We start from the raw sequence: 24,504 nt of genomic DNA, 5'->3' as shown, positions 1-24,504 counted from the left end.
GACTGAGGGGCGGGCCTGTGTTGGATTACAATGGATCGAAGCTTGCCGATTTTGTAGATGATGAATGCAGTCGACGGCTGCGAGCCTATGAAGCGCAGCCTCGCGATGCGAACGAGCATTTCGAAACGGAAATCGAGGTACTTTCCGGCGGCTATGCCTATCGCCAACTGTTCGAGCTCGTTCAGAACGCAGCCGATGCCATTCAAGAGTCAGGGGAGGCATCCGGACGCATTCATGTTCGTTTGGAACCCACACGACTATTGGCGGCGAACACCGGGGCGCCGTTGGACCAAGACGGCATCGTCGCACTATTAAATGCGCGAAGCTCGGCCAAGCGGGCGGGGCAGATTGGCCGGTTCGGTATCGGCTTCAAATCGCTTCTGAAACTTGGCGGCATCGTCGATATTGTCAGCCGATCGATCGGGCTTCGGTTTGATCCGGAATGGTGTCGAGCAAAGATTCGAGACCACCTGGGATTGGCAGCTGATGCTCGCGCTCCAGGCATGCGACTGGCGCAGGTTCTCGATCCAAACGCTCAAGACAACCCTCTCTGGAAGTACGGCGATTTCGCTTGGGCGACGACTGTGGTGTCGGCGGCCATTGCCGATGAAAAGGCGTTCGAGCGCCTGACCAAGGAAATGGAAGACTTCCCGCAGGAGTTCGTGCTCTTCCTTGGAGCAGATGTCGAACTGACCCTCGAATTCGGGATCGGTAAAGTCCGAACCATCAGCAAGCGGCGCGAAAATGACGAGATCGTCACTTCCGACGGTACGAAGGACGAGCGCTGGCGGGTGTTCAGCGAGACTGTAGCAATCAGCGATGCCGATGCGCTGTCCGATGCACAGCATCTTCAGGCTCGCGACGAAGTACCATTGGCATGGGCTGTTCCTCTTGGAGCGCGGGAAAGCCAGGGCCGGTTTTGGGCATTTTTCCCGACAAACACGCCTACCTTGGCGAGTGGGATACTGAATGCTCCCTGGAAGCTCAACAGCGACCGGACCAACATCATACCCGGCCCATGGAATGAGAGCCTGATGCTGGCAGCCGCCGATCTCATTGCGGCGAATATCGGCTACTTGGCCACCGAAGATGACCCTGGGGCACCCATCTCGGCGCTTCCACGCAAACCAGATCGCCAAAACGATCCAGCGGTTCCCTTAGTCGAAGCACTTTGGGGAAAGTTGGTTGACCTGGAAATCGTTCCGGACACATCTGGGCAGCTGAAAACTGCGCGGGAGCTTTATCGGCATCCGATTGAGGAAGTCGAAGTGGTTGAGCGTTGGGTCGAGCTCGCAGGCCCAAATTGCCATGCCAGTCTGGTCCATTCCAGTTGTTACTCGAGCAAACCTCGTGCTTCGCGGCTGGAGGCGCTTCAGCGAGAACTAGCCGAGCGCCTGACGGGTATGGAGCGTCTGAAGCTGAACAGAGGCTTGGCCGCGCTGCAGCAGCTAAACAGGAAAGGCTGGCTGGAGCTAATCGCTCGAGAAGATGCCGATGGCGCGACCGGCTTCCTTGCGTTCGTAGGTGATCTTTTTGAAGCTAGGCAGCTCAACAATTGGCAACTTCATGATCCCGTCGTAGTTCCGAGCCTTCGTGACGGCTTGGTAAGTCCGAGCAGGGCGATCATCGCGACACCATCCGAAACGCCAGCGGGTCGGGCTACGGTGCTGCCAGCTGTTGCATCCGATCCCAGATCTAGAGATGTCCTGACGCGTCACCTTGGCGTCAGCTCTATGGCCGAAGCAGACTGGGATGAGTTGCTCAGCAGCGCGTTCTCCAGGGCCGAGGACGATACCGGCTGGAAAAACTTCTGGCTCAACATAGAGGTTGCCCCACCCGAAGCGGTCGAGGAGTTCTTTGAAGTTTATGGCGATGAAGAACTCTGCCTACGCAACCTGAGCGGGTCCTTTACACCGCGCAGCGAGTTGGTCCTTCTTGGCGAGCATGAGCGTGACGACGCTCCAGCGCATTTGCAGTTAGACCAGAATTGGCATGCAGGGCATTGGCCGCGGATTCCGGAGCACTTTCGCGAGAGGTTTCCGTCTGCTCAAACAGTGACCGTCACAGACTGGGCTGAGCGCCTCGCCAAACGAATGGCGCCGTTTTTCTCCGCGGTGAAGACCGCCGGGTGGCGCAAGATGACCGGCAATCCCAGGCATCATTTGCTGGATATCCTGGAGCTGGAATCTTGGCGAGGAATTGAAATGCCATCGGGATGGAGACTGCTCCCATCCCTTGGCGGGAGCTTGGCGGCCGAGTTGACGCTCCAATTAATCGAATGCGCAAGGGACGAGCGCCTTTTTTCGAGCACGATCACCTATGCCCATACGACGCGCTCGGACAGCTATCCCAAATTCTCTTCGCGGCATCCGTTCCTGTATTGGCTGAACGAATTTGGTCGGATTCAGATCGGACAAGACGTCTATCCATTGAAGCTGGTATCCCGCGACCTTACTGCGGTCTTAGCCTTGGCCGGCGGCCCTGCGGCAGAGACAACTGCTGCGTTCTACGAGTGGCTGGACGTCCCGGTTGATCTGAAAATCGGTTTCAACAAAACCGAAGTGGATAATGCGACAGCTTCGAACCTTTGGCCGAACCTATTCGCAACCCTTGCCTCTTACGAAGGCGATTTTCGGGAACTAGTGCCAGCTTGGGAGCTCGGCGCGACCTTTGGCCAGGTCCCCAAGATGGTGCCGACTTCGCAAGGCGCGATGCCACTCAGTCAAATCTATGTCACAGATGATCCCGTTGCTGTTGACGCTGTTTCAGCAGATGGCCGCGTCGTGTGTCTCGAACCTGCAGCGCTTCAGGCATGGGTCAATGCCGGTGCGCGCACATTGGAGAAAAAATCTGAGATCAGATTCTCCGACCGGTTGAGTGATCCTCTGAAGCTCCGCGATATTTTTCCGGAGCTTGGAAAGATCATTGGCAACAAGGAACTGGCGAACGCGCATGCGCGCAAAGCGGATGCGGTTTGGGTTTCTGATCTTTCTGAAACCACGGGGCCGATCGAAGGGCGCCCGACGATTGCCCGTGACGCGACAGGCCTGTTTCTGCTCGATCGTGAGCGTTTCGAAGGCTTGCACTGGAACGACCGGATCTTGGCCGTGCTGACCATGCTCGACCGCCACGGGATGCTTCTCACCGATGTGCCAAGCCTCATGGATCGGCTGGCGACCACACGAGTTGACGATTCTCGGGCTCACGTCCGCAGTCAGCCTACCATCGAAGAGCGGCTACTCTGTGCGGTCGGGGATTCGGCTGAGGCTCTGATGGCGGTCCTGCCTGCGCCGGCACGTCAGGCCGCAGGAAGCCGGATATCGAACCTTGAATGGGCGCGGCTGTCACTTGCTGTGGTTGGGCCAAGTATCCTTGCCAAACTTACCGATCGCTTGGCTGCTCAGGGTTTGGCGCCACCGCAGAGGTGGGGGGGAGAGCCTGCTCGTCTGTTTGTGCTAGAGTTAGGGTTTCCTGCAGAGTTTGCAGCCAGCGCCAGTGTCAAACGCGAACCCGAGCTCACAATCAGTGGCCCAATCGATCTTCCAGACCTGCATGATTACCAGGACGAAATCCTGGAGGGCTTGAGGGAGCTGCTAGATTCCAGATCAGGACGTCGCCGTGCAGTCGTCAGCTTGCCAACTGGTGGTGGCAAGACTCGTGTGGCTGCAGAAGCAGTCGTCAAACTGGTTCTGAACAATTCCGAGAAGCGAACTGCGTTATGGGTGGCGCAGACCGACGAGCTTTGCGAGCAAGCAGTGCAATGCTTCCGTCAGCTATGGGTGAATGTCGGTACCCCCGGCGAAGACCTCCGAATTGTGAGGCTATGGGGAGGACAAAACAATCCCACTCCGCCCGAAGGCAATGAAGCTGTTGTAGTCGTGGCCAGCATCCAGACGTTGAATGCGCGTCTGGAGGTTGCTCACCTTTCGTGGCTGGCAAAGCCGGGCGTCGTCGTGATCGATGAATGCCACCATGCAATTGCACCTAGCTATAGCTCGTTGCTGCGATGGCTCGATGTCCAGACTGGCAGTGAAAGCGAGCGTGAGACCGAGCCCCCGGTGATTGGGCTCAGCGCCACTCCGTGGCGCGGCCGCGATGACGATGAATCGCAACGTTTGGCTGCGAGATTCGATCGGCGCTGGATGCCTCATGACCAGGAAGCGTTGTACGAGCGTCTACGCCGCAGAGGCGTCCTCTCCGCCCTGCATTACTCACCGATCCGGTATAATCGGCAGATCAGCCTGACCCCCGAGCAAGTCAAATATTTCGATCAGTATGGGGAGCTACCAGACAGCTTGATCGAGGAAATCGGCAACGATCCCGACCGGAACGAGCGCATCCTGGAATGTGTCATCAACAGCGATGCGTCGTCGATCCTACTCTTTGCGAACTCGGTAAAGCACGCCCAGTATCTTGCTGCACGTCTCCACCTGGCTGGTTGTTCGGCCGCGGCAGTGAGCGGGGAAACGGACAGATTGGCGCGTCAGCACTTCATCAAACGTTTCAAGAGCGGAGAGTTGAAGGTCCTATGCAATCACAGCGTCTTAACGACAGGGTTCGACGCGCCAAAGGCGGACATGATCCTTATCTCTAGACCTGTGTTCAGTCCTGTCAGGTATATGCAGATGGTGGGGCGAGGGCTTCGTGGGCCGGCTAACGGCGGCACGGAAAGCTGCCTGATATCGACCGTCGAGGACAACATTCTCAACTATCGCGATCGGCTAGCCTACCACTATTGTCGGCGGTTTTTTCATTCACAATGATCTTCCCGACAGCGAGACGGCTGCTCTTGGCACCAAAGAAGGAGAGGTTGGAAGCGACCGTTGGTTAGTGCCGCCCTTTTCGATGATTATCCACTAGGCTCCACACGTGTTTCTGGTATGTTCTCTCCGTTCGAGATTGGGTGCAGCTATGACTGACAATCAAACTGAAGATGCTATCCGGCAGCCTGAAAAAGCGTTTGCTGGCTTTTCCGAGATCGATCAGGCGATCCGTGACAATCGCCTGATGGAGTATCGGATCAAGAAGTCCTGGGCTGATCCTTGGGGGCGGAAGCTCACGATCACGGTACTGCTGGTGATTGCCGCAGGGTTTGCTTACTTGGCTGGGACATCAGCTGGGCTCTGGTGATCTTTTTGTCACCATTCCTTCACCTCATCTGCCGACTCTGCGCTCGCACCCTGAGCGCCCCGGGTAACCGCATCGAGGCGGCCTCTGGAACCGCGGATGCGTTGGCGACCGGCATTCTGCGCGCGCTGCACTTCGTCGTGAACAGTGCCCGGGTCCACCTGCGGCACGTTTCCAGAGACCCCTCCACCGATTTGGGCGCGGCCGCGTACAGATCCGGGTCCTGTGACCGAAGGGCGCGAGATTGGCTGTCCTGGCGTCAGTACGAGCCTGTCCTCGATCCCGTCGCGCAGCTGTTCAGCGTAGCTTTCGATGAATTTGCCCTGCAGCGCCTGACCTTCCGGACTGAGCTGAAACGTCAGGTCGTCGAATCGGACATTGCCGTAGAAGTCGCGATTGCGCTCGATCTCGACCAATCCCCATTCGCGGTAGGCCTGTGACAGGTTGAGGCTGCCTGCGGCGCTGTTACCTTCGAAGAACGATGCCTGACTTTCGAGGCGATTTGCCAGTTCCTCAGCCCGCCGCGCTTCGCGGCTGTAACTCTGGGCCTCGGTCAGCGAAGCGTTCATGCCGCTCGCGGTCGACGAAATCGAGGAACTCGACGAGGTGTTGACGCTGCGAACAAATCCATCGCGCGTGCTCGACCAGTTCCGACTGTCCGACATCTGCGCGAGGCTGCCGAAGATGCGTAAGCGATCTTCGGATGCGATGCCGATATCGCTGTCGGTCCAGGTGCGGGTACCGCCTCCTTTCAATCCGACATTTGCAGACGCCACACCGTTCGTGACACCAGCGCTGGCGCCGGCTTCGCCCCCAAGGAACCAAGCGGTCGAAATGTCGTCAGCGGCCCTCCGCGATAGGCCGAACTGGCGCTGAAGGTTTGTCGATGCCTGGTCGACCTCGTTGAAGGCGGTCTGAATGCTGTCGGAGTTGGATGCGCCGGTTGCGCTCTCGAAGGCCGATCCGCGGCTGAATTGGCTGCGCAGCTCCCGGAACTTCGTGACCGCGCTGGTGGTCGATTCCGTCGCAATGTTCGCATAGCTCTCGCTGTTCGAGCGGGCTTGCGATGCCATCGTCGACAGGCGCGAGGTGAACTCCTGTCCGAGGCTGGGCGTGAAGGGATAGCTCGAGTTGGGAAGCTGGTCATAGCTGGCTTCGGGGAAACTCGTCGTCATCGAGCCCGTGTCGCTGAATGTCCGGGTCTGCGTCGCGCCATAGGTGAAGCTTGGCGCGATCGTCCCTTGTGCGAACTGGCGCGTCAGGACGCTCGAATTCTCGAAGCTCGTATTGCCCAGCGAGACGTTGCCCGTGCTTGCCTCGCGCGCCGCTTCCTCGGCAGCGTTCTGGCTCGGATTGAGATAGCTTGTCGCATGGTGCGAAATCGCCATGGCGCCCTTGGCGACGCCGCCTGCCAGAAACGGCACCGAGGCGATGAGATAGCCTGCGAGCAGCCCGATATCGCTGTTCACATCGGCCATGCCGGTGAAGCTTGCAAGACTGAGCCCGCTGCTTCCAGCAACCGCGCTCATGTCTGCGGCGCCTTTGTACATCAGCATCATGTGCAGGATCACGAACAGCGGTCCCCATGCCGCCAGGTAGAAAAAACCTGTCACATAGCCTTTGAGTGCCAGCGGTCCGGTCTTGGGCAACAGGAACAGGGGGAAGAGGACCGGAAACAGGGCGTAGAAAAGCACAGTCAGCACGACATTGAGGAGCGGCACCCACTTCATCGCGTTGCTGGCAATCGAGCCGTAGGTCCGCTCGGTCTGGATATCGGCGCGCGTCTGGGCGTAGACATCGACATTGCCCGCGCCGCTCGTTGCCGCCATCGAATGCATGGCCTGGCTCATCGCGTTGATCGTCAGCGTCTGCTTGAAGATCTCGGTCGCATTGGCCGAGACCCCGGTGAGGTACTGGTAAGCCACCGGAAGGTCAGCAAAGAGCTTGGCCTTGGCGAGGGCGGCGGTCTGGTTGGGATAAAGCTGGCGTCCGAAGACCGTCCCCATGCCGTCGATCAGTCCGGCCCACTGCGCGTTCAGCGCATCATAGGCTTCGCGGCAGGTGATGATATTCGAAGTCACCTGACCCGTCCCGGTGTCGCGGGTCAGAAAGCGCTGGGCCCGCGCCTGGCTACCGGGCGCAATGGTCGTCCAGATGTCGCTGGTCTCGGCGAGCTCCTTCATCGAATATCGGCCAAGCAGCACGTCGTAGAACACGCATTGCCGGAAATGCTCGTCGAGATTGGCGGCAAATTCCGGGTCGGAAATGCGCAAGGACCGCGTAGCATCGTAGAGCCGCGCGCCGTAGATCATGCCATTCTTCGAGTAGTTGAGATCGCCCGGCAGCCCAAAGACCACCTCGGCCGAGCCGGTCAGATAGTCGCCGACCTGGCTCGTGAAGCTCGCCATCAGCGCAAGCCCCAGCGGCACATTGCTGACATTGGCCGGAGCAAGACTAGGGTTGAGCCGGTCGGTCACATGGACGTCGAGCCGCGGCACCATCAGGCACGAATAGATCAGCGTCGCGCCCAGGAACCAGTTGATCCAGGCCCGCCAATCCTGATTGAACGCCAGCGTTATGGCGGAGAGGCCAAGCCCCATGACCATGACGACCTGCAGGAGGCTCTTGTAGCCTCCATTGCCCGTCCAGGCGGCGACCGCCTGAAAGACATTGACCAGGTAGTCGCCGCCGCCAACTGTGAAAATCTCGACCATGATGCTGGGCTCCCGCCTCTTTCGGCGCGCAGAAAGGGATCAGTGGGTAAGGGCGCGCGACTGCACGCCGCGCGACCAGTCGAGCGAGGCGGCCATGCCGGGCGACATCGAGGCAGCGAGCACGTTCTCGATGAACGCGGTCTTCTCGATGATCTGCATGATGGCGTTGACCTTCAGATGCGTGTTCGCCTGCCGGTCGGCGAGTGCCTGCCGAACGACATTCACCTGGCCCTGCCACATCGCGATCTTGGCCTCGTCCGCGCCGATGAAGCTCGACATTGAGCGGCCCGCTTCGCTGACGATCCGGTCGAGGACGGCGAACAGAAGATCGACGCTCGCGATCTCCGCCAGTGTCTCGCGATCGTCGGTTGGCATGCCGCGGCCATAGGCCGCCTGGACCGTCAGGATCTTGTAGAGCGGGATCGAAGCGACCTGGAGCAGCTCTTTCTGTGCATCGGTGATCGCGGTATCCTCATGGATCGCCTGGACCATACCGGCAATCAGGGCTGCAACCCGCGGGCGCAGCGCCTTCGATGCGGGAAGGCTGAGCGACTTGAAGCCTGGATCGAGGCACTTGTCCGGCTCGTCGCAGTCGAAGATCAGGACGTTCCCGCTGCTCGTCCCATCGAGTAGTGAGGTGACCAGCGTGGAGGACGCTTCCCCGACGATCGGCACGAACTTGCCCGGCTCGTCGTCCTTCGGCGGGACGTAGATGATCGTGCCCAGGAGCGTCATCGCATATTCGGCAAGTTCCTCGTCGAAAGTGCCATTCGGCGAAAAGAATGCGGACTTTTTGAGGATCGTCCAGGTGTAGTTTCTCGCCACGGCGGGATTGACGTCGTCATATTTGCCCGAGCCCTGCGCCGTCGTGCTCGACCGCTGGCCTTTGGTGCCGCACCCGTGCTTGGCGGCTGCATAGTCGGTGAAGATGCCTTCCGAATTGCCGATCGCCTCGCAGATCGCCTTGTCGGCCAGATCGCCCTTGGGCCAGATGCCGCCCACCAGTCCCTGCGCCATTTCGCAGGAGTTGATGTTGAGGTTGTTCATGAGCTGAGCCTTCTGGCTGAACTCCTGCATGATCTTCGAGCATTCCGGGCAGACCGTGTCGATCGCCAGGCTGAAAGCAAAGCCGACCGCATTGTTGGCGACAGCCTTCAGCATTGCGACGATCTCGCTCGCGTTGATGAAGCTGAAGGATCCGGCAAAGATGTCGATGCCGCCGCAGCCCGCACGGGCGCGCGGCAGTTGCAGATTGGCGATGTTGGTCGTCTTCTGCGGGAAGCGCGTCCAGACGTTGCCGAGGCTGTAATAGCCTGCCGATTGGCCCTCGAACGCGGTCGGCCCATTGACGTTAGCGGCGCCGCCAACATCGTTGAGGAACGAGTCCATCGAACTGCCGACATCGGCCGATGCGCTGGTAAGGGGGAGAGTAGCCGCGAGGATCGCGGCGACGGCACGTTTCATCCTAGTAGTCACGTCCGGCTTCCTTCGATGTGAGGAGGTAAATGCGGTCCTGCAGCTCGTCGGCGCTCATCACGCCGTAACCGATCGGGATGGGCTGGCCCTTGGCGGCATCCCAGAGCACCACCGCCGGCGTGACCTTGGGTTCGAGCCCCATGCGGCTGCGCTGGTTGGTCTCGACAGTGTAGTTCGGGAAATGGCGCGAGGGGCCACCGTCGGTCGAAATCGCGCGCACCGTGATGTGCCAGGTCGAAGCGACGCTCTGGACGATCGGCGACATGACTTCGCAGGCGCCGCAGCTCTGGGCGAAGAAGTAGAACAGCCCGTAGCGTTCGGACAGCTGCGCCATCACCGCATTGCGCTCGGCGTTGCGCGAGTCCTGCCACTGGCGCTTGCCGAGCGTCGAGACCGGACGCTGGAGCGTATAGTCGAGGTCAGGATCCTGCCAGATCGCCCGCTGCCAGACATCGCTAAACAGAGATGCCCGGTCGAGCTGAGCGCGCTGGAAGCGGATATAGGCCGTCACATTGGCCGGCGTCGGCTCGAGAATCGCCTTGGCTTTCAGTTCGCGTAGATTTGCCGTGATGGCATCGAGCCGGCTCGTCGCACTCGGATCAGGCTCGGATGCCTCCTCCTGCCCTTCGGGCGGCTTGGGCCTGGTGCAATAGAACCAGTAACCAAGTCGTCGCTCCTCGCAGTAGAAGCTGTCCTGGCTGTCGCTGGTCGTGACCAGGGGCGGTTCCTGCCCGCGTGCCGGAGCACTGAGCGCGGGCGCAACAGCGGTGAGCGAGAGGAAGGCGGCAAGCAGCCGCCGGGCGGCCTTATTGGCTGGCGCGGGCATAATAGTCCTCGATTTTCTGCTGGATTTCGGTGGCGGCCTGGAGTTCGTCCGGCAGGCGCGCGGCGTCGGTGAATTCGGCGTAGACCTCGCTAAAATCCATCTTCGAGAGATCGAGCCGCGAAAACTCGTCGATGGTAAAGCCAAGGCACTGCTCGGTCTTGGGCTTGCCCCAGGGCTTGTTCAGCTGCTGGCGCCCCTGTTCCTGCAGGATCCGCGAAAGCTTGGATTCAAAGCAGCAATAGACCTTCTTCTTGGTGAGGCAGACGCCCAGGAAGCTGTCCGAGCAATAGGTCCCGACATAGGCGCACAGGCCCTGCGCATCGCGCTGGTGAAGCAGCATTTCCTCGCGGCTGCAGCCGAGCGCGACGAGCAGCTGGATACCCGGAATGAGCGGGAAGCCTTTACCCTTGCAGCAATTGAGCACGCCGAAGACTTTGGATGAGCAGGTATTGCGCGTGCCCTTGAACAGGGTGAGCGTGTCGGGATCGAACTCGCGCCGTGCCTGGTCCATCGCGTTGAGCGCGACGACTGCGTCCTTGAACTCGTCGTTGGCCTCGCGCTCGATCGTCTCGCAGGAGCCATCGATGCAATAGACGTCGCCGTCGCAGATAAACTGGCTGGTATCGGCAGGCTGGTCCGGGACCGGGCAGTCGTAGACCCGCTCCCAGGTCCGACAGGGCTCACCCGAAAGGCAGTCTTCGCGCACCAGCGAGCAGCCGGGCGTGCTTTCCAGCGTCTGGCAGTCCTGAGCTTGCGTAAATTGGGCGCAGGTATAGCTGCGCGACCACGCCCAGCAGGGCTGGGTGACCGCGATGCCGTCGACGATCCGGGTGACCGGATCGCTGTCGGTGCAGGTCTCGGTGTCCTGCTGACATGAATTGTCTGCAGCAAAACCCGCGCACTGGCTTTCATCGCGGCTTGTCGTGACGACATTCTCGCCGGTCACGCTGTAGGGTGTCGCGCCATCGACCGGCGCGGTGCAGCTCACGAGATCGACGCGTAGGTCGCCCGAGTTGCAGCCCCAGTAGATACCGAGATAGGGATCGCACAGATTGATCGGATAGGACTGCGTGACCGTGCACTGCGGCGCCGGGTAGCGATTGCAATTGTAGATCGACGCCGGATCGACGCCGCTCCCGCCGACGCAGTAGTAGCCATAGACCTGCCGCTGCTCGATCGTGGCATCCAGCCTCACCGGGCAGCTTCTGGTCTCCTGGGTCGCGGTATAGCCAACGTTGCAGGTCGCCATGTAGCGCGCTGCGGTGCCGGTTCCCGGAGGCAGGGGGACGCAGCGGCCCTGGCTCCCGCTGATGCTCATGCCGCTGGTGTAGGAGAGCGGATCGTCGTTGATGACATTGCTGCGCGCGACAACCGCGTCGAGGTCCTGGGGCGCGAACTGCGCACGGCGATCCATGGAATCGCGCATGGTCCGGTAGCCGGTGTTCGCCGTTGCCTGGCTCGCGGCTTCACGCGCCATCCGGTCGGGATCGTCGAAATAGCCCGACTGGTTCGGCACTCCCCCGAAATTGGGAATGCGGTTTGCATCCGGGTCGGTCGTCGCCGCGCTCTGCGCAGCGGCCGCCTGATCGCGCCCGAACGCCTTGCCGTCTGCCTTGGCGGCATCGGTCGTGGTTTGGGCCGAGACGCTTGCCGGCAGACAGGCGCAGGCGAGATAGAGAAGGGGAAGGAGAAGCCGCTTCATGGGTCACTCCGTTGCAGGCGGGCGAGATGCTGGGATGCGAGGAGCGCGCCGGGACCACCGCCTTGCGCGAAGGTTTCGAGCGCATAGGACACGCTGACATTGCCGCTCATCCGGTCGTGGGGCGGAACCTGGGTCCGGCACTCGAAGCCATCGCAGAGATCGAAATCGCTGCTGCTCACCACATAGGTGGGGACCGCCTCGACCCCGAAGGCGCGAAACAGGCGCGGATCGATGCCGACCGCGTCGAGCTTGCCGCCGTCCGCTGCGACTTTCGCGAGCGCCGCAGTCAGGGTCTTGGCGCTGCCCCCTGGCAGCCCGCGAAGCACGACCACACCGCCTGCGCGGGCGACGTCGTCCGCCATGGCGCGCAAGGCTGCCGGCGGCATCGAGAGCGAAGCGAAGGCAATGAAGCGGGGTGCTTCACCCAAGCCCTCGCTGGCCATGGTGCCCGCGTCGGCCACCATCTTGTCGAAGTCGAAGACGTCCTCGCTTTCTGGCCGCGCGGATCTTGCCGCCTGCTCGGTGTAGCGCTTGCCGTGCGCCTGGGCTTCGGCGGCGCTGGCATTGGCTTGGCTAAGGACCGCTTCGGCGCGCGCGCGGGCACTGGCCGCAAGCGCATCGGCTTCGCCCGCCTCGACCTTGGCGCGGGCGCGTATCGCTTCGAGATCGAGCTCCGGCTCGCTCGTCTGCGCTGCGGCTCCCGCCATAGCGGCGGCGCCAGTGATCGACGCGATTACAAGGAGATGAGGGAGTATTTTCATAACGCGCAGCAGTTCCGTTTGCGCCAGACCAGATAGCCCATGTCCTCGCCGATGGCGGGATAGACCTGGCCTGCCGACATGAAGGTTGTGGATGCGCCAATGGGCGCGCAGGCGTAGCGGCCCTTGGTCTGCGGATTGGGATTGGTGGCCTGGAAGCGGTATTGCTGCTTCCTCAGCACCGGCATCAGATACTTGCCGCAGAGCCCCTTGCTGCCCATCGTGCCCCAGGCCACGAGTTCGCGGTGGAGCTTATAGGAGAAGCGGGCGAGGGCGAGCCGCGATGCCTGGACGTGCCCAATCGTCGCCGAGACATTGCCGTTCAAAGGATACATGCTTCCCTGGCATCCCGCACACCAGAAAAGTTCGTCGGTCGGGAGCTTGGCCGTCGCAGCAACGCAGTCAGCCGCACAGGCCGCAAGCGCGAGCGGATTGGCGAAGAGAACCGCTTCGGGATTGATGATCGCGGTGAGTTCGCTGTCCTGCCAGAGCGGATCGATCTCGGTGATGTAGAGAATGTCGACCGAGCCCGATTCCAGGCACAGGAAATCGGCGACGATCTCCATCCAGTAGATCAGCGGATAGGCATACCAATGGACATGCCACTGCGAATTGTACTGCGTCGCCCCGCCCACCGCCGAGGGTCCCGCCATCGACTTGAACCCGATGTCGAAGCCGGGATCGAGTTTCATCCCGCCGAGATTGACGAAGCACCAGGGCTTCATGCTGACGTCGGCAAGCCGCACGGGCTCCCAGAAGCCCATGGCAATGCCCGGCCGCAAACCGCAGAGGCAAACGGGAAGCGTCGGGTTGCTCGTATCGGGACGGCTCGACGGCCAGATCTTCAGACCGCCAACCGAGATCGGAAACAGGCACGACCAGCAGATGTCCGTGATCGGATTGACGAACTTGCCTGTGCAGCGGCCCGGACCGGCAGAAGCCTGCGCTGGCGAAGCCGCAGCAAGGCTGAGACTGCATGCAAGGAGCGCGCAGCATATCCGTGTGAGAAGACGATTTTTTATGCTCATGACGATGCGCGCTCCTTGGGGCGAACCGGCTGCTCGGTGACGATGAGCACGCGGCCCTGCTGCTCGACGGTTGCGGGCACGGCTTGGATGCCGAAATGCTTCACGAGGTTGCCGCCCTGGTCGAAATAGAAGCGGCGCTGGCGGGCCTTCATCAGTTCAAGCGGCGCGCCGCGAATGAGGATGAGTTTGGCCTTGGTGCTGGCATAGCGCCGGGTTGCCCAGGCAAGCTGCTCGGGATCATCGCCGTCGAGGAAAACCAGCGGCACACGCAGCGGTACGGTGTCGAGCGGATTAACCCGAGTTCCGGCGGCGACGATCACCCGGCCCTTGTCGTCGGCAATGTCGCGCTCCACGCTGATCGTCGGATCAAACCGCCAGCTACGCGCCGCCGCCGCGGCATTGATCCCCGCGACTGGCTCAGGGCGGTTGACGCGCGCGATCGTGCGCCGCTTCAGCTCCTCGTTGAGCTTGGCCGTCTCGCCGGTCTTCTCGAGATGGGTGAGACGCGCATGGATTTGCTCGAGCAGGTCAGGCTCGATCACGGACCAGACCGTGCCTTGCTGGCCGTAGTCGCGGGCGCTTGCCGGCGCGGCCATCAGAAGAGCAACTACGAGGAATGGGGCGGCGCGCAGCGGTGTCACAGGATCGGCCTCCCGACCCCGAGAATGCGCCTGGCGCAGATCCACCCGATCGCCGCATAGCGGCTGTCGAAACCGTCCTTGTGCGCGGTGGTGACGAAATAGCAGCCTTGAGGCACCACGCCCGTCGGACCGAGAGCCAGCGGCTCGCCGAAACGGCTTGCGCGCTTGGCTACCGCAACCTTGCGGCCATTTACGAAGAAGCTGCGCTCCTTCTCGGTCACGATGTCGCCGGGCATTCCGCTCACCTTTTTGCCGAACGGCTTGGGCTTCTTGCCGAAGTGCCTTTCGAGCAGCGGTGAAGCGGGCGGATCGAACAGGATGATCTCGCCGCGCTGCGGCAGCGCGCCCCGATCGAGCCAGATCGCCCAGTAAGGCAGGCTCGGACTGGCGTTGATCATCAGCGCATGGTCCTTCGAGAAGGCGGCGAGCGAGGTGAGCGCGAGCGTTGCCGCGCCAAGCCCTGCCCACAGCGCGAGGCGCCGCCCGGTTGGCGAGTGGAGGACAAGATCAGCGGCGCGCATCGGGAATGGCTCCCACGCGGCGCGCGACATCGGCGCGCACGGCTTCGGTGAGATCGGGCGTGCTGCCAGCCACCACCGCTTCGGCGACAAGGACCGTGCGGCCCTCGCGGCCCAGATGTTCGACCGAGGCTTCGACCGCCTGGAGATAGGCCTGGACGCGCATCTTGGTTTCTTCTGGCGGTCTTCCCGCGCGCGCCTCGGCTTCGATGAAGTCGCCCATGATGCGGCTCAGTTGCACGGTCACCACTTCGCGCTTGTCGAGCGCGAGAAGCTTGTCGGTAGCCCAGACACCCCAGAGCGCCGAGCCGACCATGCTCAACCCGAGCGCGACGGCGGTCCAGTTCACCGCACCCATGCGGCCGCGCAGGGACTCTGTTGCCAATATGTTCTTCACAGCTTTTCTCCCGAAAGCTCGCGCTCGAGATCGTTGATGAAGCGCGGCAGGCGCCAGACCACGACGAGCGTTGCGACACCGATGAGCACGAACTTGAACTCGTCGAGGAAGCCGATCTGGCGGCCTTGCTCGGCGCCGAGAAAGCGGTCCGAAATATTGGCGAGATGGGCGAAGAAGACCCCGGCATCTCCGCCGGAAATCAGAAGGAAGAAGAGCAGCGGGAGCCCGAGCGCCATGAGGTAGCTCGAGGCGAGGAAGGTGCTGCCGCGAAGCACGATGTAGCAAAGGTCGGCGGCATGAGACCGCCAGCCCTTGTCCGGCAATTCGAGGCTGTCGCTGTCGGCACGGGCGTCCTGGGCCCGGTCGATAGGCGTGACGAGATGGAGTGGCATCGGTTTTGGGTGTCCTTGGATGGAGGGAGAAGTCAGGTTCGATTGGCAAAGGCGATCCGTTCGATCGCGTCGGCAAGCTGGTGGCCGCGCGCGATTTCGGCATCGATCGCGGCAAAGGTCTGGGGCGAGCTTGAGAACAGCGTCGCCGAATAGTCGTCGAGGACGAGCCGGCCGATGGCTTCGGTCTCCGGGCCCTTGATGAAGACTTCCGAATAGTCGCTCCCCGAACGCTTCAGGCTGCGGATCAGGGTCTCGGTGCGATCGTCCATGTCGAGGCGCTTCGACGCCTTGAAATCGGCGATCGTCTCGGGCTTCTGCTGGAGGATCAGCATCCAGTCGCTGTTTTCGAGCGCAGCGGTCGCGCCGTCGGACTTGTAATAGTCGTTGAGTGACTGCGTCGCAGTTGCCAGCGCCCCGCCATATTTGCGGCAGGTGCGGGCATAGGTTTCGACGAACTCGCCCATCGAGCCGCCCTTGAGCATCGACCACGCCTCATCGATCAGCAGCAGCTTCCTCACCGAGCGCGGGCTGCGGGTCATGGCCTGGCTGGTCATGAACATGATCGCCGAGAGTACGACGCTGCGCAGTTCCTCGCGGGCGGCAAGGTCCGACATCTCGAAGACGGTGAAATCGGTGTCGAGATCGAGGCTTGCCTGGCCTTCGAAGAAGGCGCCATAGGTGCCGCCGGCCATGTATGGCGCAAGCGCGGTGGCGAGATCGCTCGCGGCTTCATTGCCGAGACCGGTCAGTGCTTCGCCGACGCCGGTGATCGAGGCATCGACGCCCCGTTCGCTCCAGACCATGTTGACCGCCCGATCGATCAGGCCGCGCTCGGTGTCGTTAAGCTTTGCGCTGTGCCGCGCCATCTGGCCGACGATCGCCTTGACCATGCCGAAGCAGTCGAGCCGGTAATCCTCGTCTTCGGCCGCGCGCTCGCCATCGATCATCGAGAACGGATTGAGGCAGAAGCCCGCCTTCATCGTGAACTCGACGAACCGGCCGCCTTGCAGCTTCACCGAATGCTCGAAGCTGCGTCCGTCGTCGATGACCACGACCTGCGCGCCCGCACCCCGAAGCGCCGCGCACATTTCCTGCAGCAGCACAGACTTCCCCGATCCCGACTTGCCGCAGATCGCGACATTGTGGTTGCCAGCATCGTTCTCGAACGGCGACCAGAAGAAGGGCTGGCCGCGCCGGCCGACGAACAGCAGGTGCGGATGGACGCTGCCGAGATACTCGCCCTGCATGGGAGCGATATTGGCCGCTGTCGTCGAGAGCACGGTCTTGAAGCGCTTGAGGCGCTCCATGTCCGCACCAAGCCCATCGGCCAGCGTCATCGGCATGGCCGCGAGCAGCCCCTGGATCTGCAGGTATCGCTCATCGGCAAGATCCCAGCCCGCCGCCTTGTAGATCGACTTGATCGCGCGTTCGTCGCGGTCCCCGCGGCCGAGCGGGGAGTAGGTCGTCAGGCCATAGAAGACCCGCACCAAACGTCGGCCTTCCTGCAGCTCGGATTGCACATGCTGCCACTCTGCCGCCTGCTCGCCGATGCGGGGCAGAAAACGCGCACTGCGCGTTCCAGCAAGGCTCGTCGTACGCATGAACTTGAAGCCGGCCTTGGCCGAAGCGGCTTCCTGGTCGGGATAGACGAGGCACAGCATCGTCGCGGCCGGGCAGGGGAAGCGCAGCTTGTCGGTGAACATGTCGCCAATGAGCCGCGCGCATTCCCACGGCGCCCAGCGCTGGGGCATGTTGCGCGAGGAAAAATGCCGCACGTCGAAGGCATCGGGGTAGACCGTGCCGATCTCGGGAACGCCGTCTTCGATCTTGCCCGTCGCACGAAACCGCTCGGTGACGAGCCGCATCCGGTCTTCGTGGATGACGAGCTCGATATCGTGCCGGATCGCCTGGGCCGCGATCGCGTCGTTCGGATTATAGGGCACGGCATCGTCTTGCGGCGCGGTGGTCGGCGAAGTCAGGTCGTCGATGATGGCGATCAGTTGCTGTGGTTCGACTTCGGCAACGCCCAGATTGAGCGACTTCAGCATGGCGATGAGGCCGTCGCGGGTCTGCTTGAGATCTTCGTTGCTGACCGCCTTGGCGGCAGGCACGCCGACCGAGACGATGACCTGATGGTGCCGGGCGTGAAAGGGCGCGTCCTGCGAACCCGATTCCCAGACGAGGCCGTAGAGCCGATGTGCGCGGTGACGGGCAATCGCCTCGTAGACGCCGCCCTGGACATAGCGCGGCGCAAACCAGGGTGCGACGATCCGGCTGATGCGCGGAGAGGCAAGATGCAGGACCTGGAGACAGGCGCCTGCCGGAAGTCCCTCGGAAAAGAATGACCCGAGGATCTCGCCGGTGCGTTCGTCCGCCCCGATCAGGGGAGTGACTGAAAGCACGAAGCCTTTCGAGCGCGCGTTGAAATAGAGCCGGCTCGCCGGATCGTAGACCCGGTAAGGAAGCCAGTCCGACAGCAGATCGAGCATCAGGGCAGGCCGGTCATGTTCAGCGTGCTCGGCATCGCCCAGAAGACCGGTGAGGAGCCTGTCAACGATCGTCTTGAGTTTCTCGGCCATCACTTGGGCTCCTTCTGTGCCTTGGCGGCGTTCTTGGCGGCCTCGATCGCCTCGATGGTCGGGAAGATCAGCGGGGCCTTGTCGGCAGAGGGCCGAGGGGTTCGATCATGCGGGGGCTGCGCCATGTCGAACCCCTCGACCGCCGGTGCGCTCGCACCGGCAACCGCCTCGCGCGCCGTGGAGGGGAGGACCAGCGGCGAGGCAGAGGGGATGTCCTCAAGCGAGGACAAAGGCTGAAAGGGTTGTCCGAGATCGAACGTCTCGGCTTCAGGCTGTTCGGCCGGGGGAAGGGCCGTGGTTTCGTTCAGGAGATCGCTCTTGGCCTGCGCGGCCTTTAGCTGGCGCCTGAGCTGCCGCATCAGCGGCGGGGCGGTATCCTCGCCTGCCTTGCGGCGCAGTTCTGCGGCCCAGCGCGGATTTTCGACGACCGCCCAGGCGACCGCATCGTCGTGCAGCGTTCCGGTCTCATCGATGTGCGCCGGAAAGACGATCCTGAGCGTCCGTTCGGAGGTGCGGCCCTGATCGCCGGACGCGACGGAAACAGGCGGACGCAGCCTATCCTGGACCGGTCCGGTCGCGGACAAATCCCTGGTCGCGCGCGCATCGATCACCTGGCTGGGTGCGCAGTCGCCCTTGGGGGCACGACAGGTGAAATCGCCTTCGATATTGGTGCCGAAGGTGGCGCAGCCGCTGGTCAGCACGGCAAGGCAGGCAGAGGCGAGAATACGGTGGGAAAATCCCATGACGATTATCCTTTCTTGGCCGGAGCGAGGGCGACCGCTTTCGCGGGCTTGAGGAATTCACGGAGCACGGAAGCCGGGCGATATCCTTCAAGGATCGCGCCGTCCGACGGGCGTACGACCACCGGCGTTCCGTTGAAGCCATGGGCCTTGGCAAAGGCTTCGTTGGCATCGAGCCCGCTGGTGTCACAGGGCTTTGGATTGGCGAGGGCGAGACCCGAATAGGCCATATGCAGGGACAGCTCGGGGCGCGGCGAGCACAGCACCCGTTCGGCATCGCGGCGGCTGTCGGCCCCGAAGATCGAAATGGGCCGCTCCTCGACGCGCGCGCCGATCGCCTTCAGTTCGGCTTCGAGCTTCTTGCAGTAGCCGCAGTGGAAATCGGAGAAAACGACGACCTTGGGGCCGTTGGCTGGTCCCCAGGTGATCGCGCCGTTCGCGGGCAGGCCGGCGAGCGATACCTTCTGCGGGGTGGCGCGCGGGGCGGGCTGGCTATCTTCGTTGGCATTGCTCCGCCGTGCAGCACCAGCAGCCAGCAAGTCTGGGTTGAGTGCGAGGAGACGGGCTGCCGTCAGGTCTTGCCGCGCCTCCATGTCGTAGATGCGCCCGATCACCAGATATTTGGCCGCGCGATCGACGTAGAACAGCGTCGATTTCGAGGCGACTTCGCACAGGCCGCCAAGGCCATCGCAGGTAATCGCATCGATCGGCGTCTTCGGGAGACGCAGCTTAAGTGCGGCGCGCACCTTGGCCGTGTCGGGAGCCTGGGCCGGGGAAGCGAGGCTGGCCACGCCCCAACCGGTTGCGGCTGACAGGGCGACGACGGCAGCAACGGTCGCCACCGGTCGCAGCCAGCGCCGCGGCTTGGTGGGGGTTGGATCGTTTGCGGCAGGGGTCATTGGGAGTTCCTCACGTAGACGCCGTCGAGGAAGACGATCTCGACATCGATGCCGGTCGGCATCTCGACGACGGGTTGGTATTGTTCGGCGCGCTCGATCAGATATTTGCTGACCGTATCGGCGGCATCGGCAGCGCCCTGGCCGAGCCCACCGCCGAGGATGTCGCCGGCAGAGAGCTTCGAGCGGGTGCCATCGGCATTGGTCGTGACGCCGGAGAAGACGCTGTTGGCGTTCGCCGAAAAGCCGCGCCCGAACCCGCCGACAATCCCGGCAAGCAGAGCCTGGCTGACAAGGCTGCCCTCGCGGCTGACGACACGGCCACGCACGCCCGATTTTCCAGCAAAGCTGATGAAGCCTTTGACCTCGCTCACCGCGACGCGCCCGCCGGGCTGGTCGCAGGTCATCCGCGCCAGCTTCACATAAACCTTCTCGGACGAGAGATCGCCGCGCGCTGCGCCATTGACGATGCAGCCCTGAAGCCGCGTGGTCAGAACCTTGCCGTTCTGCATGACCGATCGCGCCGGACCGGTAATGCGCAGCACCACGGGAAGCGGATCGGTCTGGCTTGCGACACCCGCCGACGCATCGACGCCGACGATGACCTTGGCAGGAGCATAGGAATTGGGCGGGAGATAGTCCGGCGAGTCCTCGACCACCACCGGCGGCGCTTCCGGGCGAGCCGCCCGCAGTCCGCTGGCTCCTGCCTTGTCGGCGGTGAAGCTCATGAGTTTGACTTCACCGGGACCGGGCAGGCCGGTTTCGCTTGCGCCCAGCGCAGAACCCGCAGGGGCAGGCTGAACCGGTCGACCGCGCGCATCGTAGCCACCCGCCTGCGGGCCATAGGCCGGTGGTGGTAGGCTTGCGGCTGCCGGGGCGGCCTGGCTGGCGAGGCGCGACTTGAGATCCGCGTTCTCAGCCGAGATCGCATCGATTGCGGCCTGGCCGTCGACTCGCATGGCCTGGTTTTCCGCCTTGAGTGCGGCCAGCTGGGATTCGATTTCCTCGCGCGGGAGGCTCGCGTCCTTCATGGCCTTCTGCTCGCGGGTCACGGCATCGAGACGGTTGCCGTAAGTCGCGACGAACTCGCGCTGCGAGAGGTCGCGATTGATGAGCCCTGCCGTGTCGATGGTCTGCGCGGCGGTGGGATCATCGCTCTTCGCGCTATCGTCCCCGCCCAGGATGAACCAGCTGCCGCCGACAAGCGCGAGTGCGCCCAACGAGCCAAGCAGAAGCTTCTGCCGCCGCGCGGTCTTCGCGTTGAGGCTGGTTACTGGCGACGGCGATGCCGGATCGGCCTGTATCGGCGTTGATGTCGAGGGAGCATCAGTCATGACCCAACCCTCCGTTCGAACCGACGATGAAGGCGACCGTGCTTTCTCCCGATTTGAGAGTGGGCTGGGCGATCGAGATTGCGAGTGTCTGGGAGGAGGCGAGATCCGCTTCGGCAAGCGTCAGCGGCTTGCGGCCACGGTTCGCCAGGCGGATGACCTTTCCGGCGAGCGCGCTGCCGCGGTAAACGGCGATGAGCTGGATTTCGAGATCGCCGACCCGTGCCGGAAGGGCTGAGGATTGCCTGACTTCGAAGCCATCGACCGTCCGGTCATTGGCCATGGCCTGGATCAGCCGCACCGCGCTCGTCTCCAGCGGCGTTTCGCTTTCCCAGCCAGATGCCTTGTTTGTCGCGATAGCCGGGTTGGTGATGAAGACCTGCATTGCCGGGACAGGCTCGACCTGGCAGGAAACCTTGTAGACGAAGCCCTTCTTGGTCGTGGCGAAGAAGCTGATCGACCGCGCCGCATAGGTCTCGGGCACCGACACGTAGATGTCGCCGCGCAGCGGTTCGTTGGTGACCGCAAAGTCGTTGTAGGGCGTGCCGGTCGAGATCTTCGAGACGCTGGCAAACTGGTCGTCGACGAGCGCGAAGCGCGTCAGCTCGCGGGCCGACACGGCGCATTCGATGCTTGCTCCATCTGCAGCCTGTTTGAACTGATCGGCGGCCTGAGCGCCGCTTCCTGAAAATGCGAGCATGGTGCTGGCGCAAAGAGCCAGGCTCCGCGCGCGCGTCTTGCGTCGGTAAGCCATCACTGGGCCTCCTTCGTTGGGTCTTTGGTGGGCAACTGGCTGAAGCCTGACAGCGCGAGACGCAGGCCCCGGTAGGTCCAGTTGAAGCGGAAACGGCGCTCGTCGCTCGCGATGACCTGGGCACCGACAAAGGTCTTTAGCGTCCCAGTCACGTCGGACGTCAGCCCCTTGGGGTCGACGGTCATCGAGCGGATGACGAAGGCTTGGGTGACGTCCGAACCCCGCTGCTCTTCGACGATCCGGACGAGATCGGCCTTTAGCTGTCCGTAGCTTGCCGGATCGGCGAGCTTCAGGATCTCGTTCATCCAGTAGTCGAGACCCTCGGGGCTGCGATTGAGGAGAACGAGCGCGGCATCGCGGGTCACGAGTTCGAGATAGTCGGCCTCGACTCCCGCGCTGCTGACGGTGAGCTGCTTAGGGAGCGTTGGCAGGAGCACGACTTCGCGGTCGCGGGTGGCAGCAAGGCTGACCGCTACGACGAGCGCAATGCCAAGTCCGGCGCTGGTGAGCGCAAAGAGGTTGCGCTGGCGCAGCAGCGACTGCTGACGCTCGTGTGAAATGTCGGCAAACATGGATATCTCCCCTCAACCGGCAAGCAGGCGGCAGTGGGAAGGCGGCGTCGATTTCAGGCCCAGCAATCCGGCCGGCAGATACCAATAGGCGGCATGGGCTACCCAGGAGCTGGCGCGTCCTGCTTTTGCCTTTCGCAGCGCGAACCAGGCGCCGAAGGCAACGATGATGCCGATAAAGATATGCTGGCTGAGGATCCCCCAGGTGAAGGGGATGAGCATCCCGGCGAACTCGTCGATGGTCCAGAAGCCGATAAGCTCCGGATCGTCGAGCCGACGCGGGATGATATATGGGTCTGCCATGGCGACGCGCCTTCCCGTCCGATGCGTCAGATGACCGCGGTGACGACCGAGGTGACGATCGGAACACCCGTACCCACGCCGATGCCGACACCGACCGGAACAGCGACCTGTCCGAGCGAGAACCGGCCCGATGCGAGACCGATGAGGCCACCTGCAAGGCTGAGGACGGTGATGATCTTGCCGCCCGAGCCTTCGAGGAAATCGGTGAATTTCGTGAGGGCAGGGGTGAAGGTCGTGTCGGCGCCAGCGTAGGCGGCGCTGGCGGCCAGTGCTGCGACGGCAAGCGGTACCGCGAAGGTCATGACCCGCCCGAACTTCGAGGGGTTCTGATTGATGGCGCCGGAACGCCGGGGGAGGGTGAGAGACTGCATATGGAGCTCCATCTGGAGGGGTGAACCCAGCGTTCTTTCGTTCGCTGTGTGTTCCACATGCATCTAGGAAATCGATGTAGGAAAGTCGGATTGACGCTGGGGCTGAAGCGGCGGACGGATATGGACGCATCAATTGGTCGGCGTCGACGATAATACGCAGAAACAGCGGCTTATCTCGTATTTAGCGTCGACGAATCCCGACATGCGTGGCGGTGATTGGCGGCGACTCGGGTCTAGGGGATGATTCGCCTAGAAACGAGATGTTCTTCGAATGTTCTTTTCATTTTCCTACATGGATCACGCGCGATATGGCTACGACTCAGTTCCTCATCGTTGGAGTTTTTGTCGATGCACCAACCCGCGCCATTCCGAGGCGAGCCCAACACCAGCCTCGCGCACATTCTTGCCCATGCAATCGAGTCGTCTGACAAGCCCAAGCACCAGATCGCTCGAGAAGTCGGGATCCACCGCGAGACGTTGCTTCGTGTGATGCGCGGCGATCGGCCGATAGGAGTTGATGAAGCCGCGCGCGTTCTCGATGTCTGCGGCGCCTTTCCCCGCGCCAGCATGATCCTCGCGTTGGCTGGTCAGGAGGATCTCGCCTGCGAATGGATGCGCAGCGAAATGGGAGAGTTTCTTGAGGACTTCTTCACGGCCTTGCCAGGTCAGCTTGAACGCACGCTTGGGCGACGCGTCGAAGATTTGCGGCCCCGGTGGGCGAACGGCACTTCGCAGCTCGTCGCCCGTATGCTTGCCAAGCACATTGATGATTTTGCCAACCGCGACATTTCGATGGCGCTGCCGCGCTGATCCAATTCACCTCGGAGGGGACCGAGAAATTGACCCGACAGGAGCGATCATGAATGCACATCCCCAGTTGTCCGAGGACAGCGCGAGCGCAGATCAAGCATCTCCGCAAGTCCCCTCGCCGCCCCGGCTCTTGCGGCTGCCCGAAGTCATCGACCGGGTCGGCCTGCGTCGTTCGGCTATCTATCAGCGGATGAGCGAAGGGCGCTTCCCCAAGTCGCGCTCGCTCGGACCCAAGTGCGCGGTTTGGGTCGAGGCGGAAATCGATCAATGGATTTGTGAAATAGCGAAAGGCGGAAGTTGATCATTATTGGATTGCCGTGCGAAGTTTGGGCCTGGCCGCTCGGATGGTTGCGAAGCATCGCAAGAATGAGGTGTCGAGAGACTGCTTTGTGGGGCCGCCACGTTAGCGTGCCTGACTTAGGACGGCCAGACTAACCAATCCGTCGCTGACAGAGAGCGCAAGCATAGCCGACATTCGCTGGCCGTGATCGACTGATCGAAAGCAGCAGTACATTCACGTTCTTAGAATGGTCAGAATGGAGCTGAGTGCCGACTGACCGTTGTTGGGCCGG

Annotated in this window: 22 protein-coding genes; 4 read left to right on the top strand and 18 right to left on the bottom strand. The window is 62.3% G+C overall.

Going from position 1 to position 24,504, the window contains the following annotated elements; all coding sequences use genetic code 11:
- Positions 1–17 precede the first annotated feature (17 nt).
- Both EV664_RS06050 and EV664_RS06045 read left to right on the top strand, forming a co-directional pair.
- On the top strand, positions 18–4,763 hold the full coding sequence (locus tag EV664_RS06050) for a DEAD/DEAH box helicase (RefSeq protein ID WP_229668158.1): 4,746 nt from the start codon (positions 18–20) through the stop codon (positions 4,761–4,763).
- Between the two features lie 148 nt (positions 4,764–4,911).
- Positions 4,912–5,130, top strand: coding sequence for a hypothetical protein (locus EV664_RS06045; protein WP_133494810.1), 219 nt, complete (start codon positions 4,912–4,914; stop codon positions 5,128–5,130).
- 8 nt (positions 5,131–5,138) lie between these two features.
- Here EV664_RS06045 and EV664_RS06040 read toward each other — a convergent pair whose 3' ends face one another.
- The 18 genes from EV664_RS06040 to EV664_RS05955 are packed head-to-tail and all read right to left on the bottom strand — an operon-like array spanning position 5,139 to position 23,122.
- The gene (locus EV664_RS06040; RefSeq protein ID WP_133494809.1) at positions 5,139–7,841 is read right to left on the bottom strand and encodes a conjugal transfer protein TraG N-terminal domain-containing protein; all 2,703 of its coding nucleotides are present in this window, start codon (positions 7,839–7,841) and stop codon (positions 5,139–5,141) included.
- 39 nt (positions 7,842–7,880) lie between these two features.
- Entirely contained in the window at positions 7,881–9,305 is a 1,425-nt protein-coding gene (locus EV664_RS06035) for a conjugal transfer protein TraH (protein ID WP_133495055.1), read from the bottom strand.
- Between the two features lies 1 nt (position 9,306).
- The gene (locus EV664_RS06030; RefSeq protein ID WP_133494808.1) at positions 9,307–10,143 is read right to left on the bottom strand and encodes a conjugal transfer protein TraF; all 837 of its coding nucleotides are present in this window, start codon (positions 10,141–10,143) and stop codon (positions 9,307–9,309) included.
- Positions 10,124–11,845 carry a conjugal transfer protein TraN gene (locus tag EV664_RS06025; protein WP_133494807.1) on the bottom strand — a complete coding sequence of 574 codons (1,722 nt, stop codon included), beginning with the start codon at positions 11,843–11,845 and terminating at the stop codon, positions 10,124–10,126. The genes EV664_RS06030 and EV664_RS06025 overlap by 20 nt, the downstream gene beginning before the upstream one ends.
- A complete protein-coding gene (gene trbC, locus EV664_RS06020; RefSeq protein WP_229668159.1) occupies positions 11,842–12,552 on the bottom strand; it encodes a type-F conjugative transfer system pilin assembly protein TrbC in 711 nt (236 codons plus the stop codon). The genes EV664_RS06025 and trbC overlap by 4 nt, the downstream gene beginning before the upstream one ends.
- Positions 12,553–12,602: 50 nt before the next feature.
- Positions 12,603–13,631: a conjugal transfer pilus assembly protein TraU gene (traU, locus tag EV664_RS06015; protein WP_133494805.1), complete on the bottom strand. Its 1,029-nt coding sequence runs from the start codon at positions 13,629–13,631 to the stop codon at positions 12,603–12,605.
- Positions 13,628–14,272: a type-F conjugative transfer system protein TraW gene (traW, locus tag EV664_RS06010; protein ID WP_133494804.1), complete on the bottom strand. Its 645-nt coding sequence runs from the start codon at positions 14,270–14,272 to the stop codon at positions 13,628–13,630. The genes traU and traW overlap by 4 nt, the downstream gene beginning before the upstream one ends.
- Positions 14,269–14,793 carry a S26 family signal peptidase gene (locus EV664_RS06005; protein WP_133494803.1) on the bottom strand — a complete coding sequence of 175 codons (525 nt, stop codon included), beginning with the start codon at positions 14,791–14,793 and terminating at the stop codon, positions 14,269–14,271. Before EV664_RS06005 ends, traW begins: the two co-directional genes overlap by 4 nt.
- Positions 14,780–15,187: a type-F conjugative transfer system protein TrbI gene (locus EV664_RS06000; RefSeq protein WP_133494802.1), complete on the bottom strand. Its 408-nt coding sequence runs from the start codon at positions 15,185–15,187 to the stop codon at positions 14,780–14,782. The genes EV664_RS06005 and EV664_RS06000 overlap by 14 nt, the downstream gene beginning before the upstream one ends.
- Complete coding sequence (locus tag EV664_RS05995) at positions 15,184–15,579, bottom strand: hypothetical protein (protein ID WP_133494801.1); 396 nt, start codon at positions 15,577–15,579, stop codon at positions 15,184–15,186. The genes EV664_RS06000 and EV664_RS05995 overlap by 4 nt, the downstream gene beginning before the upstream one ends.
- A gap of 32 nt (positions 15,580–15,611) precedes the next feature.
- The gene (gene traC / locus EV664_RS05990; protein WP_133494800.1) at positions 15,612–18,158 is read right to left on the bottom strand and encodes a type IV secretion system protein TraC; all 2,547 of its coding nucleotides are present in this window, start codon (positions 18,156–18,158) and stop codon (positions 15,612–15,614) included.
- Entirely contained in the window at positions 18,158–18,901 is a 744-nt protein-coding gene (locus EV664_RS05985; RefSeq protein ID WP_133494799.1) for a conjugal transfer protein TraV, read from the bottom strand. The genes traC and EV664_RS05985 overlap by 1 nt, the downstream gene beginning before the upstream one ends.
- 5 nt (positions 18,902–18,906) lie before the next feature.
- Positions 18,907–19,797: a DsbC family protein gene (locus EV664_RS05980; protein ID WP_133494798.1), complete on the bottom strand. Its 891-nt coding sequence runs from the start codon at positions 19,795–19,797 to the stop codon at positions 18,907–18,909.
- Positions 19,794–21,128 (bottom strand): TraB/TrbI/VirB10 family type IV secretion system protein, encoded by a 1,335-nt coding sequence (locus EV664_RS05975; protein WP_133494797.1) that lies wholly within the window; start codon positions 21,126–21,128, stop codon positions 19,794–19,796. The genes EV664_RS05980 and EV664_RS05975 overlap by 4 nt, the downstream gene beginning before the upstream one ends.
- Entirely contained in the window at positions 21,121–21,879 is a 759-nt protein-coding gene (locus EV664_RS05970; protein ID WP_133494796.1) for a type-F conjugative transfer system secretin TraK, read from the bottom strand. Before EV664_RS05970 ends, EV664_RS05975 begins: the two co-directional genes overlap by 8 nt.
- On the bottom strand, positions 21,879–22,451 hold the full coding sequence (locus tag EV664_RS05965) for a type IV conjugative transfer system protein TraE (protein WP_133494795.1): 573 nt from the start codon (positions 22,449–22,451) through the stop codon (positions 21,879–21,881). Before EV664_RS05965 ends, EV664_RS05970 begins: the two co-directional genes overlap by 1 nt.
- A gap of 12 nt (positions 22,452–22,463) precedes the next feature.
- Positions 22,464–22,751 carry a type IV conjugative transfer system protein TraL gene (gene traL / locus EV664_RS05960; protein ID WP_007013892.1) on the bottom strand — a complete coding sequence of 96 codons (288 nt, stop codon included), beginning with the start codon at positions 22,749–22,751 and terminating at the stop codon, positions 22,464–22,466.
- A 26-nt stretch (positions 22,752–22,777) separates the two neighbouring features.
- Complete coding sequence (locus EV664_RS05955; RefSeq protein ID WP_133494794.1) at positions 22,778–23,122, bottom strand: TrbC/VirB2 family protein; 345 nt, start codon at positions 23,120–23,122, stop codon at positions 22,778–22,780.
- A 348-nt stretch (positions 23,123–23,470) separates the two neighbouring features.
- Between EV664_RS05955 and EV664_RS05950 the strand changes: the two genes are divergently transcribed.
- Together EV664_RS05950 and EV664_RS05945 are read left to right on the top strand one after the other, a co-directional pair.
- The gene (locus EV664_RS05950; RefSeq protein WP_133494793.1) at positions 23,471–23,932 is read left to right on the top strand and encodes a transcriptional regulator; all 462 of its coding nucleotides are present in this window, start codon (positions 23,471–23,473) and stop codon (positions 23,930–23,932) included.
- Positions 23,889–24,233, top strand: a complete 345-nt coding sequence (locus tag EV664_RS05945) for an AlpA family transcriptional regulator (protein WP_425326417.1) — start codon at positions 23,889–23,891, stop codon at positions 24,231–24,233. The genes EV664_RS05950 and EV664_RS05945 overlap by 44 nt, the downstream gene beginning before the upstream one ends.
- Positions 24,234–24,504 lie beyond the last annotated feature (271 nt).

The sequence above is a fragment of the Stakelama pacifica genome, assembly GCF_004361835.1.
In the GTDB taxonomy this organism is placed as follows: Bacteria; Pseudomonadota; Alphaproteobacteria; order Sphingomonadales; family Sphingomonadaceae; genus Sphingomonas; species Sphingomonas pacifica.
Note: the sequence above shows the minus strand (reverse complement) of the source record. Positions and strands in the feature narration are given on the sequence as shown.